At 46.2% G+C, this 16,531-nt stretch carries 11 protein-coding genes; 4 read left to right on the plus strand and 7 right to left on the minus strand.

Going from position 1 to position 16,531, the window contains the following annotated elements:
* Positions 1-8 precede the first annotated feature (8 nt).
* Positions 9-2,384, minus strand: a complete 2,376-nt coding sequence (lptD, locus tag DPF93_RS09105; RefSeq protein ID WP_114765889.1) for an LPS assembly protein LptD — start codon at positions 2,382-2,384, stop codon at positions 9-11.
* A 147-nt stretch (positions 2,385-2,531) separates the two neighbouring features.
* On the opposite strand from lptD, the gene djlA reads away from it, so the two are divergent.
* Positions 2,532-3,383: a co-chaperone DjlA gene (gene djlA / locus DPF93_RS09110; RefSeq protein WP_114765890.1), complete on the plus strand. Its 852-nt coding sequence runs from the start codon at positions 2,532-2,534 to the stop codon at positions 3,381-3,383.
* Positions 3,384-3,458: 75 nt separating this feature from the next.
* Here djlA and DPF93_RS09115 read toward each other — a convergent pair whose 3' ends face one another.
* The 5 genes from DPF93_RS09115 to DPF93_RS09135 all read right to left on the minus strand — a co-directional run bounded on the left by DPF93_RS09115 (position 3,459) and on the right by DPF93_RS09135 (position 8,165).
* A complete protein-coding gene (locus tag DPF93_RS09115; RefSeq protein ID WP_114765891.1) occupies positions 3,459-3,848 on the minus strand; it encodes a RidA family protein in 390 nt (129 codons plus the stop codon).
* Between the two features lie 132 nt (positions 3,849-3,980).
* Entirely contained in the window at positions 3,981-4,442 is a 462-nt protein-coding gene (pyrI, locus tag DPF93_RS09120; RefSeq protein WP_114765892.1) for an aspartate carbamoyltransferase regulatory subunit, read from the minus strand.
* A 15-nt stretch (positions 4,443-4,457) separates the two neighbouring features.
* On the minus strand, positions 4,458-5,387 hold the full coding sequence (pyrB, locus tag DPF93_RS09125; protein ID WP_114765893.1) for an aspartate carbamoyltransferase: 930 nt from the start codon (positions 5,385-5,387) through the stop codon (positions 4,458-4,460).
* Between the two features lie 258 nt (positions 5,388-5,645).
* Positions 5,646-6,650, minus strand: a complete 1,005-nt coding sequence (locus DPF93_RS09130) for an ornithine carbamoyltransferase (RefSeq protein ID WP_114765894.1) — start codon at positions 6,648-6,650, stop codon at positions 5,646-5,648.
* Between the two features lie 138 nt (positions 6,651-6,788).
* Complete coding sequence (locus DPF93_RS09135; protein ID WP_114765895.1) at positions 6,789-8,165, minus strand: PhoH family protein; 1,377 nt, start codon at positions 8,163-8,165, stop codon at positions 6,789-6,791.
* A gap of 584 nt (positions 8,166-8,749) precedes the next feature.
* Between DPF93_RS09135 and rapA the strand changes: the two genes are divergently transcribed.
* The 3 genes from rapA (at position 8,750) to DPF93_RS09155 (ending at position 13,479) form a co-directional block, all read left to right on the plus strand.
* The gene (rapA, locus tag DPF93_RS09145) at positions 8,750-11,656 is read left to right on the plus strand and encodes an RNA polymerase-associated protein RapA (RefSeq protein ID WP_114765897.1); all 2,907 of its coding nucleotides are present in this window, start codon (positions 8,750-8,752) and stop codon (positions 11,654-11,656) included.
* Positions 11,657-11,714: 58 nt separating this feature from the next.
* Positions 11,715-12,452 (plus strand): bifunctional tRNA pseudouridine(32) synthase/23S rRNA pseudouridine(746) synthase RluA, encoded by a 738-nt coding sequence (rluA, locus tag DPF93_RS09150; protein ID WP_114765898.1) that lies wholly within the window; start codon positions 11,715-11,717, stop codon positions 12,450-12,452.
* Positions 12,453-12,516: 64 nt separating this feature from the next.
* On the plus strand, positions 12,517-13,479 hold the full coding sequence (locus DPF93_RS09155; protein ID WP_114765899.1) for a D-2-hydroxyacid dehydrogenase: 963 nt from the start codon (positions 12,517-12,519) through the stop codon (positions 13,477-13,479).
* A gap of 72 nt (positions 13,480-13,551) precedes the next feature.
* On the opposite strand, the gene DPF93_RS09160 is transcribed toward DPF93_RS09155, so the two are convergent.
* Positions 13,552-16,407: a valine--tRNA ligase gene (locus tag DPF93_RS09160; protein ID WP_114765900.1), complete on the minus strand. Its 2,856-nt coding sequence runs from the start codon at positions 16,405-16,407 to the stop codon at positions 13,552-13,554.
* Positions 16,408-16,531 lie beyond the last annotated feature (124 nt).

Genomic DNA, 16,531 nt, shown 5'->3' on the forward strand with positions numbered 1-16,531 from the left:
TTAAGAAATTAGTTGTTTAAGAAGAATGGGCGACCGTAGCCAAGAGAGTTACTTGAGCCATCTAATCCAGCTAGACCTGAACCAGCACCGATATTGGTACCAAAGCCAACAATACCAAAGTTAATACTGAAGTTGTTTTCGTACTCAGCTTCGGCATTTGGATAACTTGCGAAGCTAGGGTTCCAGCTGCGTAGTTGGTTGGTATAGGTAAAGCCGATATACCAACAATCATCGATATAGTTTAAGCGTGCGAGCCATTCAATTGACTGATCCGTCGTTAAATCATAAAAGTATTGCGCGCTGGCATTCCAATTAGGCGAAAAAGTATAACCAGCCAACAGCCCCGCTTGAGATATACCATCTTGCGTAATACCGTCGATACCGTTGTTTATATCTATACTGTCGAGATCTACTGTTTGTTCAATGTAACTCTTAGTCACATAGCGGTAGTTACCTTGGATATAGCCATTGCCAGTGCGGTATTCCAGAGTGCTGTTCGCTACTTGCATTTCGCTTGAGTCAACATCGTATTGCAAACCACCGTGATAGAACAAATAATCATTAAAGTTAAAGTCCATCTCAACAGCCCACGCTGAATAACTTGTTGAATCGTTCTCGGAGGTGATGGCTTCGCTATTTTTAGTTGATTTATCGAGGTAGAAAATCTGACCAAACGAAATATTCAAACGTTCTTTGTACATATCATCAAAGAAGCGTGTCGAGGCGCCATAGCTAAATTGGTTGGCTGCGGCAATGCGGTCGACACCACTGAACTTACGGCTGCGAAATAGCCCGTAGTAGTCTGTTTGCAGTAGAGTGGTATCGTAAAGATAGATATCTGACTGATCTTCTTTAGGCACATACAAGTATTGAACCTGTGGTTCAAGCGTTTGGGTGTATCCACCAAGTACGTAGCTGTTACGTTCTAATACGATTCCTGCGTGTGAACGGAACTGAGGTATCACTCGCGTCACATTTTCTTTAAGGTTGTAGTTATCAAACTGAGCATCGGTTGGGTCAATGCTATCTATATCTTGCTGATAGTTAGTACCTAAAATACGAGCTTCGGTTGTCCAAGATCCCCATGTCGTATTGAATGGAATAGTTAGACCTGGTTCGACATGTATACGGGTAGCAGAGGGCTTGCTTTTATCATCAGTATCGAAACGTGAGATGTGACTGATAACATCAAAGTCGAGATAAGGCATTAAACCGGGTGAATAATAGTTAAAAGATAACTGCGGTAAAATACGGTATGGCAAGCTGCCTTCTTCGGTCAGCACTTGGAAGTCACGCATTAACAGCGTCGCATCCCAGTTTTGACTACGGTACTGGAACTCGCCTTCTTGAATTAACTGGCCATCTTCGCGCTTACCAATACTTGAATCGACATCGGTAAAGTAGGCAATATCACTTACTTTTGAGTAATCGATATGGAACTTCCAGTTCTGCTGGTAAATGCCGTCGTGAGTGTATTGCATCGCCCAGCGGTCGCCTTGCTCTGGGTACTTCTGGTCATCAGGTAGATATTCTGATTCAATCTGACCTTGTCCAAAATCGGTTAAGTAACGGAATTTACTGTTTAATTGGGTACCGCGCTTTTCCATGTATTTAAGCGTGGTCTCTAAATCGTATTCAGGTGCTAAGTTCCAATAAATTGGTACTTCAAATTCGATACCATCACTCGAACCGTAAGAGGCAGTTGGGTAGAGGAAACCTGTTTTACGAGTATCGCCAATCGGTACGGTTAGGAAAGGTAAGTAAAATACAGGTACGCGCTGAATTTCAAAGCGTGGATTGAAAAAAGTGGCTTCTTCTTCGTTTTGATCGATTTCAATGCTGGTAGCGGTCATGCGCCATGAGTTATCGCCCTCAGGACAAGAGGTAATCGAACCGTCTTCGATCTCATACACAGCTTTGCCTGTTTTTGACACATAGACAGCTTCACCACGACCCGGTTCACATAAGAACTGGTATTTAGTGTTATTGAGTTCCACATACTCTGTATTGAGGTTATTAACCGCTTTGTCGGAAATGGTTTTTACTTCACCATCGCTGAACATTACGTTACCTTCTGCTACCACAACGTTGTCTTGTTGGTGCAGTGTTACATTGTCAGCTTGCATGCGCTTTTTGCCTTGCACAACAACAACATTACCACTGTAGGTGGCTTTGTCACCATTAACGCCTTCAAGGCTATCCGCTTCGACAGTGATTGGTAACTGATTCGGATTTTCTGCCTCAGGTTGATCAATCAGGCATTGATCTATAGCAGGCAGTTCCTGCACACTATCGTCGGCTTTGACTTCATTGGCTTGAATCGAAGGTGCAAATAGTGCTGCACTGATTGAAGCGGCTAGTAACGTACGTGGAAAACGTGACATCGAGTTTTACTATCCTGTTGAACTTGATAAATTCGGTGAATAGACAACCGAACAAAGAAAAATCGGTCTTTATCATAAAGGAATTTCAACCGTCCGGCACTATCAGACCGCTTAACGATGATAAAATTCATAGATTGAGAGCACATAATGCATATTTTTGGCAAAATTCTCGGTACTTTTTTTGGCTTCCTATTTGGTGGTCCATTTGGTGCGCTGTTTGGTCTTTTTTTAGGGCATCAATTTGATAAGGCTCGTCGTTTAAGCCAAGCGGGGTTTAATTCTTCACCGTTTAGCGGTGGACCAAGCCAAGCGCAAAAACAAGAAGAGTTCTTTAAAGCGGCGTTTGCGGTGATGGGGCACGTCGCTAAAGCGAAAGGGCAAGTGACTCGCGAAGAAATTCAGTTAGCGAGCGCGATGATGGATCGTATGAACTTGCATGGCGACCAGCGCACAGCGGCGCAAAATGCTTTTCGTGAGGGAAAATCTAGCGACTTTCCTCTCGACTCTGTATTGGAGCGAGTAAAGATCTCATCAGGTGGTCGTTTTGACTTGCTGCAATTTTTTTTGGAGCTACAGATTTCAGCAGCTTTTGCTGACGGGGATATTCACCCGAGTGAGCGCGATGTGCTGCATCGTGTGGCGCAAAAGCTCGGTTTCTCTTCTCAGCAACTAGAGCAACGTCTACGCATGCAAGAAGCGGCATTTCGCTTTCAACGCGGTGGGTTTGAAGGTCAGTCTGGCGGTCATCAACAATCTGGTCATTGGCAGCAAACGAATGCAGCTAGCCAACTGAGTGATGCTTACAAAGTTCTCGGTATTGATGAAGAGGCGGAAGCGAAAAGTGTTAAACGTGCTTATCGTAAGCTGATGAATGAGCATCACCCAGATAAGTTGATGGCAAAAGGCTTACCGCCAGAAATGATGAATGTCGCTAAAGAGAAATCGCAAGAGATCCAAAATGCGTACGATCTGATCAAAAAGGTCAAAGGCTTTAAATAGAGCTAAGCGGTTTACTAAGACTGAGATTGAAAAAGGCGAGCTAATGCTCGCCTTTCTTATTGTACTTGCACGTAATTATTTACAAACAGCAATCGCTTCGATTTCAATACCTACATCTTTTGGTAGGCGCGCCACTTCCACACATGAACGTGCAGGGTAGTTTGCGACATTGTGCTCATCAAAGAAGGCACCATACACTTCGTTTACTGCGCCAAAGTCATTCAAGTCTTTAACAAATACCGTCATTTTTACAATATCAGCCACACCTAGACCTGATGCTTCTACCACCGCTTTGACGTTTTCTAGTGATTGACGTGCTTGCACTGTGATTTCAGCAGACACTTCGCCCGTTACTGGGTTTACTGGGATCTGACCTGAAGTTAGCACCATGTTACCTAGGTCAACACCCTGTACATAAGGACCGATTGCCGCTGGTGCTGATTCTGTGTGAAGAACTTTAGTCATGTGGTTTTCTCGTTTATCTGATCGAATTAAGACCGTCAGTGTGCCTTTTATAAATCATTAGGTAAAGAGCAAGATGCCCCGCTTTCGCAGGGCATGGATGTAGAGAATATCGTAGTTGTGATTAGATGTAGTTTAACGCTCGGTCACGATTTCACGCGAGAAGACTTTCTCACAGTATTTGCACTTTAAGCGCACATCATTGTTTTTCTCAAAAACTTTAAAGCTGCTCTCTACAGGCTCTCCGTGAGTAATGCAGTTGGTGTTTGGACAGGCAAAAACATTGTTTACCTGCTCAGGAAGTTCCAAAGCCAGCTTTCTGACTACCTGATAGTCTTCGATTTGGTTGACGGTCGCATGCGGTGCGTACAGTGCCAGTTTGCTGGCTTGCTCTTCACTGATAAACACATTTTCAATCTTCAGCAGATCTTTGTGACCAAGAGCCGATGAAGGCAGATTCAAGCCGACAGTCACGCGCTGGTTACTTTTGTGCATGCTAAACAGTTTGAGTACTTTAATACCCACTTGTGCCGGAATGTGGTCGATAACCGTGCCATTCTTAATTGCTTCAACCTGCAATTGAGTTTCTTTAGCCATTGTGATTCTCCTCGATTACAGTGATTGATTTAAAACAAGTGCTAACAGTGCTTGGCGCGCATACACGCCATTTTCAGCTTGCTGGAAGTAATAAGCGTGTGGGGTTTTATCCACATCAGTGGTGATTTCATCGACGCGTGGTAGTGGGTGCAGTACCTTAAGGTTCTCACGCGCACCTTCTAGCATTGAGGCGGTTAGAATGTATGCTGACTTGATATGGGCATATTCAGACTCATCAAAACGCTCTTTTTGTACGCGAGTCATGTAAAGAATATCCAATTCAGGGATCACCGTTTCCATGTCGGTATGTAGGCTGTATGCAATGCCCGCTTCATCGAGCTCTTCACAGATATAATCTGGCATCGCAAGCGCATCTGGTGCGACGAAGAAGAAGCGAATGTTGTTAAACTTCGCAAGTGCCTGAGTCAATGAGTGCACGGTACGACCGTATTTTAGGTCACCAACAAAGGCGACGTTAAGGTTATCTAAACGTCCTTGGGTTTCAGAAATGGTATACAGATCCAATAAGGTTTGCGTTGGGTGCTGGTTTGCGCCATCGCCTGCGTTAATCACTGGAACGCCATTGGAAAATTCCGCAGCAAGACGCGCCGCGCCTTCTTGTGGGTGACGCATGACAAATGCATCCACATAGGTCGAGATAACTTGTACTGAGTCCGCCAGCGTTTCGCCTTTTTTTGCCAATGAAGTATTACCGCCATTGTCAAAACCAATTACATCACCGCCAATACGTTGAATTGCCGTTTCGAAAGAGAGACGAGTGCGGGTCGATGGTTCGAAAAAGCAGCTCGCAACCACTTTGTTTTTGATCAGATCTGGGTTTGGTTCAGCTTTTAGCTGACCGGCCGTTTGGACTATTAATTCGAGCTCTGCACGTGATAGCTCTGGAATCGAAATGATGTGCTTGTTGTAAAGCGTGTTGGTCATAATCGTCATCCCTATCTGACTAGAAGAATAAAATTTAGGCAATAAAAAAGCCCCCCAATAGGGAGGCTTTAAAAATCGGTGGAAACTGTAAAATAAACAGCCAGCAAGCAAGCGAACTTAGCTTGAGTAAAGCGCATTGTAGAACACGAATTACGTGGCATTTTTTACAACCTCCAGACAAATTGTCGTGCATTATACGCAGAAGATTGCTGAGCGCAAGCGATTAACTGGCGCTTTTTGAATCACAAATTGGTGAAATTAACTACCAAGTGTCGCGACCATCACCGCTTTAATGGTGTGCATGCGGTTCTCCGCTTCATCAAACACAATAGAGTAGTCAGACTCAAACACCTCTTCGGTCACCTCCAGTCCTTGCATGCCATACTTTTCAGCCACCTCTTTGCCAACAGTGGTTTCATCGTTATGGAAAGCGGGTAGGCAGTGCATAAATTTGACTTGTGGATTGCCGGTTTTGTTAATCACATCCATATTGATTTGATATGGTGTCATTAAAGCAACACGCTCATCCCAAGCGTCAGCCGCTTCGCCCATCGAGACCCAAACATCGGTGTAGAGGAAGTCACAACCTTGTACACCCTCGTCAACATTTTCAGTTAAGGTAATTTTGGCGCCAGTTTGCTTGGCGATAGCTTGGCATGTCGCCACCAACTCTTCTTCTGGCCAAAATTGCTTCGGCGCGACAAGGCGAATGTCCATGCCCATTTTTGCAGCGCCAACCATCAGTGAGTTGCCCATGTTGTTACGCGCATCCCCAAGATAGGCAAAGCTCATTTCTGACAGTTGTTTACCTTGACCATGTTCGAGCATGGTCAAGAAGTCGGCCAAGATTTGCGTTGGGTGGAATTCATCGGTGAGACCATTCCAGACTGGAACGCCGGCGTGTTCAGCAAGCTCTTCAACAATCGCTTGCCCAAAACCGCGATATTCGATGCCGTCATACATGCGCCCGAGTACGCGAGCAGTGTCTTTCATTGACTCTTTATGTCCAATTTGCGAGCCAGAAGGACCGATATACGAGACTTGAGCGCCTTGATCAAACGCGGCCACTTCAAACGCGCATCGGGTACGAGTGGAGGCTTTTTCAAAGATCAGAGCAATGTTTTTCCCTTGTAGCTTCGGCTGCTCTGTACCGGAGTACTTAGCGATTTTGAGATCCGCAGAGAGATCGAGTAAGAACTGGATCTCTTTTGGCGTGAAGTCGAGTAATTTAACGAAATTACGGTTGCGAAGATTGAAAGCCATACTCTAATCCTTGAGTGTGAATAAAACATAAGCTTAGTAAAACATAAAAAAGCACTTCTTGTGAATAATTATTTTAAATAAATGGCGAATTAAGAATAGTAATTCGCCATTTGTGGGTTTGTAGTCAATCTGAATCCGTTACAAATTCTCTTCGGCGAACTCCGCTAAGCGGCTACGTACCACCCCATTGAGATGGATATTGGCGCTGCCTTCAAAATTTTTAAATCGCTCCACCATATAGGTCAAGCCTGAGGTAACGGGGGTGAGGTAGTGGGAGTCAATTTGCGCCAAGTTACCGGAACACACGATCTTCGTCCCTTCGCCGCAACGCGTGATGATGGTTTTGATTTGCGAGGCGGTGAGGTTTTGGCACTCATCGAGTAACACAAACGCGTTTTGAATCGAGCGACCACGCATAAAGTTGATCGACTTAAACTGAATATTGGCTTTGTCGCAGATGTATTTCAGTGAGCCTTCGGTGCAGTGATCGTTTTTATGCAGTGCTTCTAGTGTATCCGTGACAGCGGCAAGCCATGGTAGCATCTTCTCCTCTTCGCTACCCGGTAAGAAGCCGATCGACTCACCGATATCAGGGGTGTTGCGCGTGACAATGATTTTATCGAACATGTTCTTTTCAATACTTTGTTCCAATGCTGCTGCAAGGGCAAGCAAGGTTTTGCCACTGCCTGCTGCGCCGGTTAGGATCACTAAATCGATCTCAGGGTCGAGAAGAGCATCAAGCGCCATCGCTTGATAGATGTTTTTCGGTGTGATGTCCCATGCACGTCGATGAATGAGGCGCTCACGGCTAAGATCTTGCAAAGTTATCGAGTCTGTCTCGATTTGCGCCACACGACCGACAAAGTCACTGTCGTCATCAATCACATATTGATTGAGATAAGTGGGTTCGAACGGATCTCTTGCCAGAGTGTGGTAGGTGCGACCCGCAAGGTTTTTACTCTCGACTTGGTCAACATAAGACCAAAAGTCGCCTTCAATTTGCTGAAAGCCTTTGGTGAGGTATTGCACATCGTCGATCAATTGATCGCTACGATAATCTTCGACAAATCGTACCCCGGCCCCTTTGGCTCGAAGGCGCATATTGATGTCTTTGGTAACCAGAATTACCTCACGCGGTGCACGTTTGTTTTGCAAGTATATAGTGGCGTTCAAAATACGATTGTCACCCGCTTTATCAGCAAAGGCTTTAACTGTTTCTTGCAGTTCAAAGTCGGCGAGAATGGCGATATGTCCCGTACCTTCTTTATCGCGGTTGATCGGAATACCCTCGGAAATTTCATCCGGAGTCGCATCTTTAAATAGGGCTTCTAACGCACGGATAGCCACGCGCGCATCGCGAGCAACGTCGCGTTTGCTGTCTTTGATTCGGTCGAGCTCTTCTAACACCGTCATGGGGATAACCACGTCGTGTTCTTGGAAAGAAAAAATGGCGAGAGGTTCGTGAAGTAGAATATTGGTATCGAGAACGAAGAGTTTTCTGTCCGTATCACCCATAAGCGTCTCCTGCCGCGAAGCGGCGTAGTGCTCACTGTTGTGAGGCTGACTAACTGCTTGCTAGCTTGCTGCCAATCTACCGTAAAAGATAGATGGTGATGATAGTGACTCAACGCTCTGCTGTCTGACCGAGCGGGAGAGCCAACTAGCAAACCCGTGTTGATCGTCTTTTTATACGCATGAGGGACGCAAACAGTGAAAATTTTGTATCACCCATGCGTTAATACAAGTATATAGCTGATTTTATTAAAGTTGCATGAATAAACCTCAATTTAGTGAGCGGAGTAAGAACTCGTTTGGTTGTAAAACACTCGTATTTGTCGTTTTGTTATGCATCTTTGGTATATGCAATCGACACTTTTAGTTGTGCCACTGCTTTCTTACACTTTGATGTCACTCATAATTGAGGCGAAAATTTGTTGGGAAATGCGCGCTAGGCACGTGACCAATGTCACAGCTTCGAGTAATATTAGCGACCTTTTTTCGTGCCATTGCTGACCTAAAAATTCCCCGTCAGCCGCCTTTGAAATGGCGCGAGAGCAGCTAAAATAAATAACAAATTTGTTAAATGAGGTAGTCGATTCATGACATTTGCTTTGGGCCAACGCTGGATTAGCGATACGGAAAGTGATCTAGGTTTAGGAACCGTTGTTGCATTGGATGCGCGTACAGTGACACTAATGTTTGCGGCATCAGAAGAGAACCGTGTCTATGCCCGTAGCGATGCGCCTGTAACCCGAGTGACGTTCAATGTTGGTGATGTAATTGAGAGCCAACAAGGTTGGTCACTAAAAGTTGAGCAAGTGGTCGAAGAACAAGGACTGCTATCATACATCGGTACGCGTGAAGATAACGATGAAGAAGTTGTACTACGCGAAATTATGCTTAGTAACCAGATTCGTTTTAATAAGCCACAAGATAAGTTGTACGCCGGTCAAATCGACCGTATGGACAACTTTGTGTTGCGTTACCGTGCACTAAAAAATCAGTACGAACAGCACAAGAGCCCGATGCGCGGTCTGTGTGGTATGCGTGCAGGTTTGATCCCTCACCAGTTGTATATTGCTCATGAAGTCGGTCGTCGTCACGCACCACGTGTTTTGCTGGCAGACGAAGTAGGTCTAGGTAAGACAATCGAAGCGGGCATGATTATTCACCAACAAGTATTGGCGGGTCGTGCTGAGCGTATCCTTATCGTGGTACCTGAAACGCTGCAACACCAATGGCTGGTTGAAATGATGCGTCGCTTTAACTTGCACTTCTCAATCTTTGATGAAGAGCGCTGCATTGAAGCGTTTGCCGAGTCGGATAACCCATTTGATACTCAGCAATATGTATTGTGTTCACTCGATTTCCTGCGTAAGAGTCGTAAGCGCTACGAGCAAGCATTAGAAGGTGAGTGGGACCTACTGGTTGTCGATGAAGCGCACCACCTAGAGTGGAGCCAAGATAAACCAAGCCGCGAATACCAAGTGGTTGAAGGTTTAGCTGAACGTACCCCTGGTGTCCTACTGCTAACCGCAACCCCAGAGCAATTGGGTCGTGAGAGTCACTTTGCTCGTCTGCGCCTGTTAGATTCAGACCGTTTCTACGATTACCAAGCATTCGTTAAAGAAGAAGAGCAATACGCACCTGTTGCCGACTCTGTTAGCATGCTGTTCTCTGGTCAGGCACTGCCTGATGAAGCGAAAAACCAAATTACCGAGCTACTGTCTGAGCAAGATGTCGAGCCGCTGTTCCGCATTATTGAAAGCAACAGTGATGAAGCCGATAAAGCGGCGGCTCGTCAAGAGTTGATTGATAACTTGATGGATCGTCACGGTACTGGTCGCGTACTTTTCCGTAACACTCGTGCGGCGATCAAAGGCTTTCCAACGCGTAATGTGCACTTATTGCCAATGGCGATTCCGCAGCAATACACCACATCGATGCGCGTATCAGGCATGATTGGCGGTAAGATGAGTCCAGAAGCGCGCGCTTTGAAAAATCTTTACCCAGAAGAGATCTTCCAAGAGTTTGAAGGCGAAGACTCAAGCTGGTGGCAATTTGACTCTCGTGTGAACTGGTTACTTGAGAAAATCAAAGATAAGCGCAGCGAGAAAATCTTGGTGATCGCTTCACGTGCCAGCACTGCGCTGCAACTAGAGCAAGCGCTGCGTGAGCGTGAAGGTATCCGTGCGACCGTATTCCACGAAGGTATGTCGATTCTAGAGCGTGACAAAGCGGCAGCTTACTTTGCTCAAGAAGAGGGCGGTGCTCAGGTACTTATCTGTAGCGAAATCGGCTCAGAAGGTCGCAACTTCCAGTTTGCTAATCAGCTGGTGATGTTCGATTTACCATTCAACCCAGACTTACTTGAACAGCGTATTGGTCGTTTGGATCGTATCGGTCAAAACCGCGATATCGATATCCATGTGCCGTACCTAGAAGGTACCTCGCAAGCGATTCTAGCGCGTTGGTTTGATGAAGGCTTAAACGCATTTGCGGAAACCTGTCCAACGGGGCGTTCGGTGTATGATCGCTTCTCAGATCGTTTGATTGAGATCTTGGCATCAGGCACCAGCGAAGGTTTAGATGAGGTGATTGAAGAATCAGCTCAAATGAACAAAGAGCTGAAAGCGCAACTTGAGCAAGGTCGTGACCGTCTATTAGAGATGCACTCTAACGGTGGTGAACGTGCACAAGAAATCGTTGAGAAAATTTCAGCAACCGATGGTGATACTAACCTAGTAACGTTTGCCCTAAGCCTATTTGACACCATTGGTTTGGACCAAGATGACAAAGGTGAAAATGCGCTAGTGGTGACGCCATCTGATCATATGATGGTGCCAAGCTACCCAGGTTTACCATACGAAGGCGCTACAATTACTTTCGATCGCGAAACCGCGCTTTCTCGTGAAGATATGCACTTTATCAGTTGGGAACACCCGATGATCCAAGGTGGTATTGATCTACTGATGAGTGAAGGGGTGGGTACCGCAGCGGTATCGCTATTGAAAAACAAAGCGCTACCGGTTGGCACTATGCTACTTGAGCTGGTTTACAAGGTTGATGCGCAAGCGCCGAAACGCAGTGGTATCAGCCGTTTCTTGCCACAAACTCCAATTCGCATGATGCTGGATGGCAAAGGTAATGATCTGTCTGAGCAGGTCGAGTTTGAAAGCTTCAACCGTCAATTAAGCCCGGTTGGTCGCCATATTGCTGCGAAATTGGTGACTTCAGTGCAAGCGCAGGTGCATCAGCTAATTAATGCAGGTGATAAGCTGGTCGAGAGTAAGGTCGATGCGATTCGCGCTCAAGCTCAGCAAGAGATGCAAGTGAGCCTAAACGGTGAGCTAGAGCGTCTGCAAGCGCTGAAAGCGGTTAACCCAAACATTCGTGACGAAGAGATTGAAGCGATTGATGCGCAAATCAAAGAGCTAACAGGCTACATCAGTAAAGCGCAGTTCCAACTAGACTCGCTACGTATGATTGTGGTTTCTCACCAATAATCCCATCTATTGCGGGCGATAGGCTGAGTGCTATCGCCCGTTTCTTGGAGCAAGTAACATGGCAATGCTGGAATACAACCCACCTCGCGATCCTTGGGTTGAGATCGTCTTTGAGGATGAGCATATCTTAGCGATCAACAAACCATCGGGGTTATTGTCTGTACCTGGACGTTTACCTGAGCACCACGACAGTGCTTGGAGTCGTGTGTTAGAAGCCTACCCAGATGCACAGGTGGTCCATCGTCTTGATATGGATACCTCTGGGCTGATGGTTCTTGCAAAGAACAAGCGCGCAGAAAGTGCGTTGAAAAAGCAGTTTCAATACCGTTTAACCCATAAGGTTTACTATGCTCGAGTATGGGGGCATGTCGAGCAAAGTGAAGGTGTACTTGAGTTTCCTCTGATTTGCGATTGGGAAAATAGACCACGTCAAAAGGTCTGTTATGAGACGGGCAAGCCATCGAAAACGATCTTTCAAGTGGCGAAGTATGAAGAGAACACCACTATCGTCAGGTTATTACCGGTAACCGGGCGCTCACACCAGTTACGTGTACATATGCAGGCGTTAGGGCACCCAATCGTTGGTGATGAGTTCTATTCAGAGGGTGAAGCGTTTAGTTGTTCGGACCGTTTGGCTCTGCACGCCGCTGAGCTAAGCTTTTATCATCCACGCAGTCATTGGCTACGAAGTATATTTGTACCTTGTGACTTCTATCCGGAAGCCGAAGAGATGATCTTTAACTATTTCGACCCTGTGCGAAAATTGCCGGATTACAAAACGCTGCCAAGACCATAGCGATGCGCCAGACCAACTTGCTTAAAGTAAGTTGAGCACGAGGCAGCGAAATAAGGAGAAATTTATGTCGCTGCCTACTGTTGTCTTTCTTGATCGCTCAACCATCCCCGATCATATTGAGTTTCCTCACCTACCTTTTGACCACCAATGGGTTGAATACGATACGACTGAGCAAGATCAGATTGTTGAACGCTTAACTGATGCGCAAATCGTCATCACCAATAAAGTGGTGCTCGACCGCAGTACACTGGCTTTATTGCCCAACCTCGAATTGATAGCAGTCTCTGCCACGGGTTTTAATAATGTCGATATCGACTACTGCCGTGAAGCAGGTATTGCGGTGGCGAACGTACGTGGGTACGCAACCCAATCGGTGCCTGAGCATGTTATCGGGTTGATGTTTGCACTAAGACGTAATTTGATGGGGTATCACCACGACATTGCTGACGGAGAATGGCAGCGCAAGCAGCAGTTTTGCTTTTTTACTCATCCGATTGGGGATATCGCAGGTGCAACGCTTGGGGTGATTGGCAGTGGTGAGCTTGGACAAGCCACAGCGACCTTAGCCAAAGCGCTTGGGATGAACGTGATTTTTGCTGAGCGCAAAGACGCAAGTAATTGCCGGGAAGGGTATTTGCCTTTTGAACAGGTGCTGATGCTTGCTGATGTGATTACCTTACATTGCCCGCTTAACGAGCAGACTCGTGATTTGATTGGCAGTAAAGAGCTGGCGAAGATGAAGCCAAATGCGCTTTTGATTAATACCGGACGTGGTGGCTTAGTCAATGAACAAGCTCTCGTTGATGCGTTGAAAATTCAGCAGATTGGCGGTGCCGGTGTGGATGTCTTTAGCCAAGAGCCCGCTGATAAGAGTAACCCACTGTTAGCTAATAGCCACTTACCAAATTTATTGTTAACGCCACATGTTGCTTGGGGCAGTGATTCAGCGATTGAAAAACTGACTCATATCTTAATGGACAATATTTGTGCTTACATGGATGGGGAAAAGCAAAACCGTGTGGTTTAAATTTATCGTACAGTTTTGATATAAAAAAAGACCGGTCATCTGACCGGTCTTTGCTATTGCGTTAGCGAGAAATTAAAGCGCAGCGATAGTCGCTTTTTGCTCTTCAAGTTTCGCGAGTGTCTCTTGGTAGCCGACTAGCTTTTCACGCTCTTGTGCTACAACCGCTTCAGGTGCTTTAGCAACGAAACCTTCGTTACCTAGTTTGCCTTCTAGACGTTTGATCTCACCGTGCGTCTTCTTAATTTCGCCATCTAGACGAGCAAGCTCTGCATCTTTGTCGATCAGACCCGCCATTGGGATCATCAGCTCAGATTTCGCCACTAGTGCAGTTGCACATGCTGGTGTTTCTTCGCCTGCTGCTAGTACGCGTACCGATTCTAGTTTCGCTAGAGACATCAGTACTTGCTTGTTCGCTTCAAGGCGCGCAGCATCTTTCTCGTCAGCTTTTAGCATCACTTCCAGAGGTTTACCTGGGTTGATGTCGTATTCTGCACGTAGGTTACGGATGCTAGTGATGAATGCTTTCACCCACTCGATATCGTCTAGCGCTTCTTGGTTGAAGTTCGCTTCGTCGTATTGAGGTAGTGCTTGTAGCATGATGGTCTCGCCTTCAACACCTTCTACTAGTGGCTTGATGCTTTGCCAGATAGTTTCTGTGATGTAAGGGATCACTGGGTGAGCGAGACGTAGCGTCTTCTCAAGTACCGTGATTAGCGTGCGACGAGTACCACGTTGTTGTGCTTCAGTACCTTTCCATAGAACCGGTTTAGTTAGCTCTAGGTACCAGTCACAGAATTGGTTCCAGATGAACTCGTACAGCGTGTTAGCAGCCATATCTAGACGGAAGTTGTCGATATGGTTGTTGAACGATTTCGCTGCTAGTTCAAACTGAGACTCGATCCATTTGTCCGCTAGTGAGTATTCAATCTCACCACCGTTGAAGCCACAATCTTGCTCTTCTGTGTTCATCATTACGTAACGGCTAGCGTTCCATAGTTTGTTACAGAAGTTGCGGTAACCTTCTAGGCGCTTCATATCCCAGTTGATATCGCGACCCGTTGATGCCATTGCAGCCAGCGTAAAGCGCAGCGCGTCAGTACCGTATGCTTCGATACCGTTTTCAAACGTCTTACGTGTGTTCTTCTCGATCTTCGCTGCTAGTTGAGGCTGCATCATGTTGCCACAGCGCTTCTCAACTAGAGACTCAAGGTCGATACCATCGATCATATCGATAGGGTCAAGTACGTTACCTTTCGACTTAGACATCTTGTCGCCGTTTTCGTCACGGATCAGACCAGTAACGTAAACCGTTTTGAATGGTACTTGTGGTTTGCCGTTTTCGTCTTTAACGAAGTGCATGGTCATCATGATCATGCGCGCAACCCAGAAGAAGATGATGTCAAAGCCAGTTACTAGCACGTCTGATGGGTGGAATACTTTCAGATCGTCAGTTTGCTCTGGCCAGCCTTGAGTACCAAACGTCCATAGTGCAGAAGAGAACCATGTATCGAGTACGTCTTCGTCTTGGTGTAGTTCAATAACTGATTCAAGGTTGTTGTTTTGACGAACTTCGTCTTCGCTGCGACCTACGTAAACATTGCCTTGGTTGTCGTACCAAGCCGGGATGCGGTGACCCCACCATAGCTGACGAGAGATACACCAGTCTTGAACGTCACGCATCCAAGAGAAGTACATGTTTTCGTATTGCTTAGGTACAAACTGGATGTCGCCGTTTTCTACTGCTTCAACTGCTGTTTTCGCAAGAGGAGCAGTACGTACGTACCATTGGTCAGTTAGCATTGGTTCAATAACCACGCCACCACGGTCGCCGTAAGGAACTTGTAGATCGTGATCTTTAACTTCTTCAAGTAGACCTAGCTCGTCGAATTCAGCCACGATTGCTTTACGCGCAGCAAAACGCTCCATACCGTGGTATTTCGCAGGTAGCTCAGTGCCGTACACATCAGACGCTTCGCCGTTAGTATTGAATACTTCAGCCGCATCACGGATGTTGGCATCGAAAGTCAGAATGTTGATCATTGGTAGCTGGTGGCGCTTACCAACTTCGTAGTCGTTGAAGTCGTGCGCAGGTGTGATTTTCACACAGCCAGTACCTTTTTCCATATCCGCGTGCTCATCGCCCACGATAAGGATGCGACGATCAACGATAGGAAGAATAATTTCTTTACCAATTAGATCTTTGTAGCGAGGGTCTTCAGGGTTAACTGCAACACCAGTATCGCCTAGCATGGTTTCAGGACGAGTGGTTGCAACAACGATGTAGTCTTTGCCATCAGCTGTTTTAACGCCGTCTGCTAGTGGGTAGCGGAAGTGCCACATATTGCCTTTAGTATCTTTGTTCTCTACTTCAAGATCAGAGATAGCTGTGTGCAGTTTCGGGTCCCAGTTAACTAGACGCTTACCACGGTAGATTAGGTCGTCTTCGTAAAGACGTACAAAAACTTCTTGTACCGCGTTTGATAGACCGTCATCCATCGTAAAGCGCTCACGATCCCAGTCTACAGATGCACCAAGGCGACGTAGCTGCTTAGTGATAGTACCGCCAGACTCGCCTTTCCATTCCCAGATTTTGTCGATGAAAGCTTCACGACCGTAATCGTGTTTTGTTTTGCCTTCTTCAGCTGCAATCTTACGCTCAACAACCATTTGAGTTGCGATACCAGCGTGGTCCGTACCCACTTGCCAAAGGGTGTTTTTACCCTTCATACGCTCACAACGGATAAGAGTATCCATGATCGTATCTTGGAACGCGTGGCCCATATGTAGGCTACCAGTGACGTTCGGTGGCGGGATCATGATGCTGTAAGCTTCTTTAGTCGTGTCACCGTGTGGCTTGAAGTAGCCTTGCTCTTCCCAAGTCTGATACAGAGCTTGTTCGATTGAAGTTGGGTTGTATGTTTTTTCCATAGCGCTCTTTCTCCTCATCATATTTGGGCTAATAGCGGCGTTAACTGCATTCGTAAAGCTCAATCACATACTTGTGTATGCTCATGAGTTTACTCACTGGTTGCCTTGCTCTAAGCCCAACTAT

This window comes from Vibrio rhodolitus (assembly GCF_003350325.1).
Classification (GTDB): Bacteria; Pseudomonadota; Gammaproteobacteria; order Enterobacterales; family Vibrionaceae; genus Vibrio; species Vibrio rhodolitus.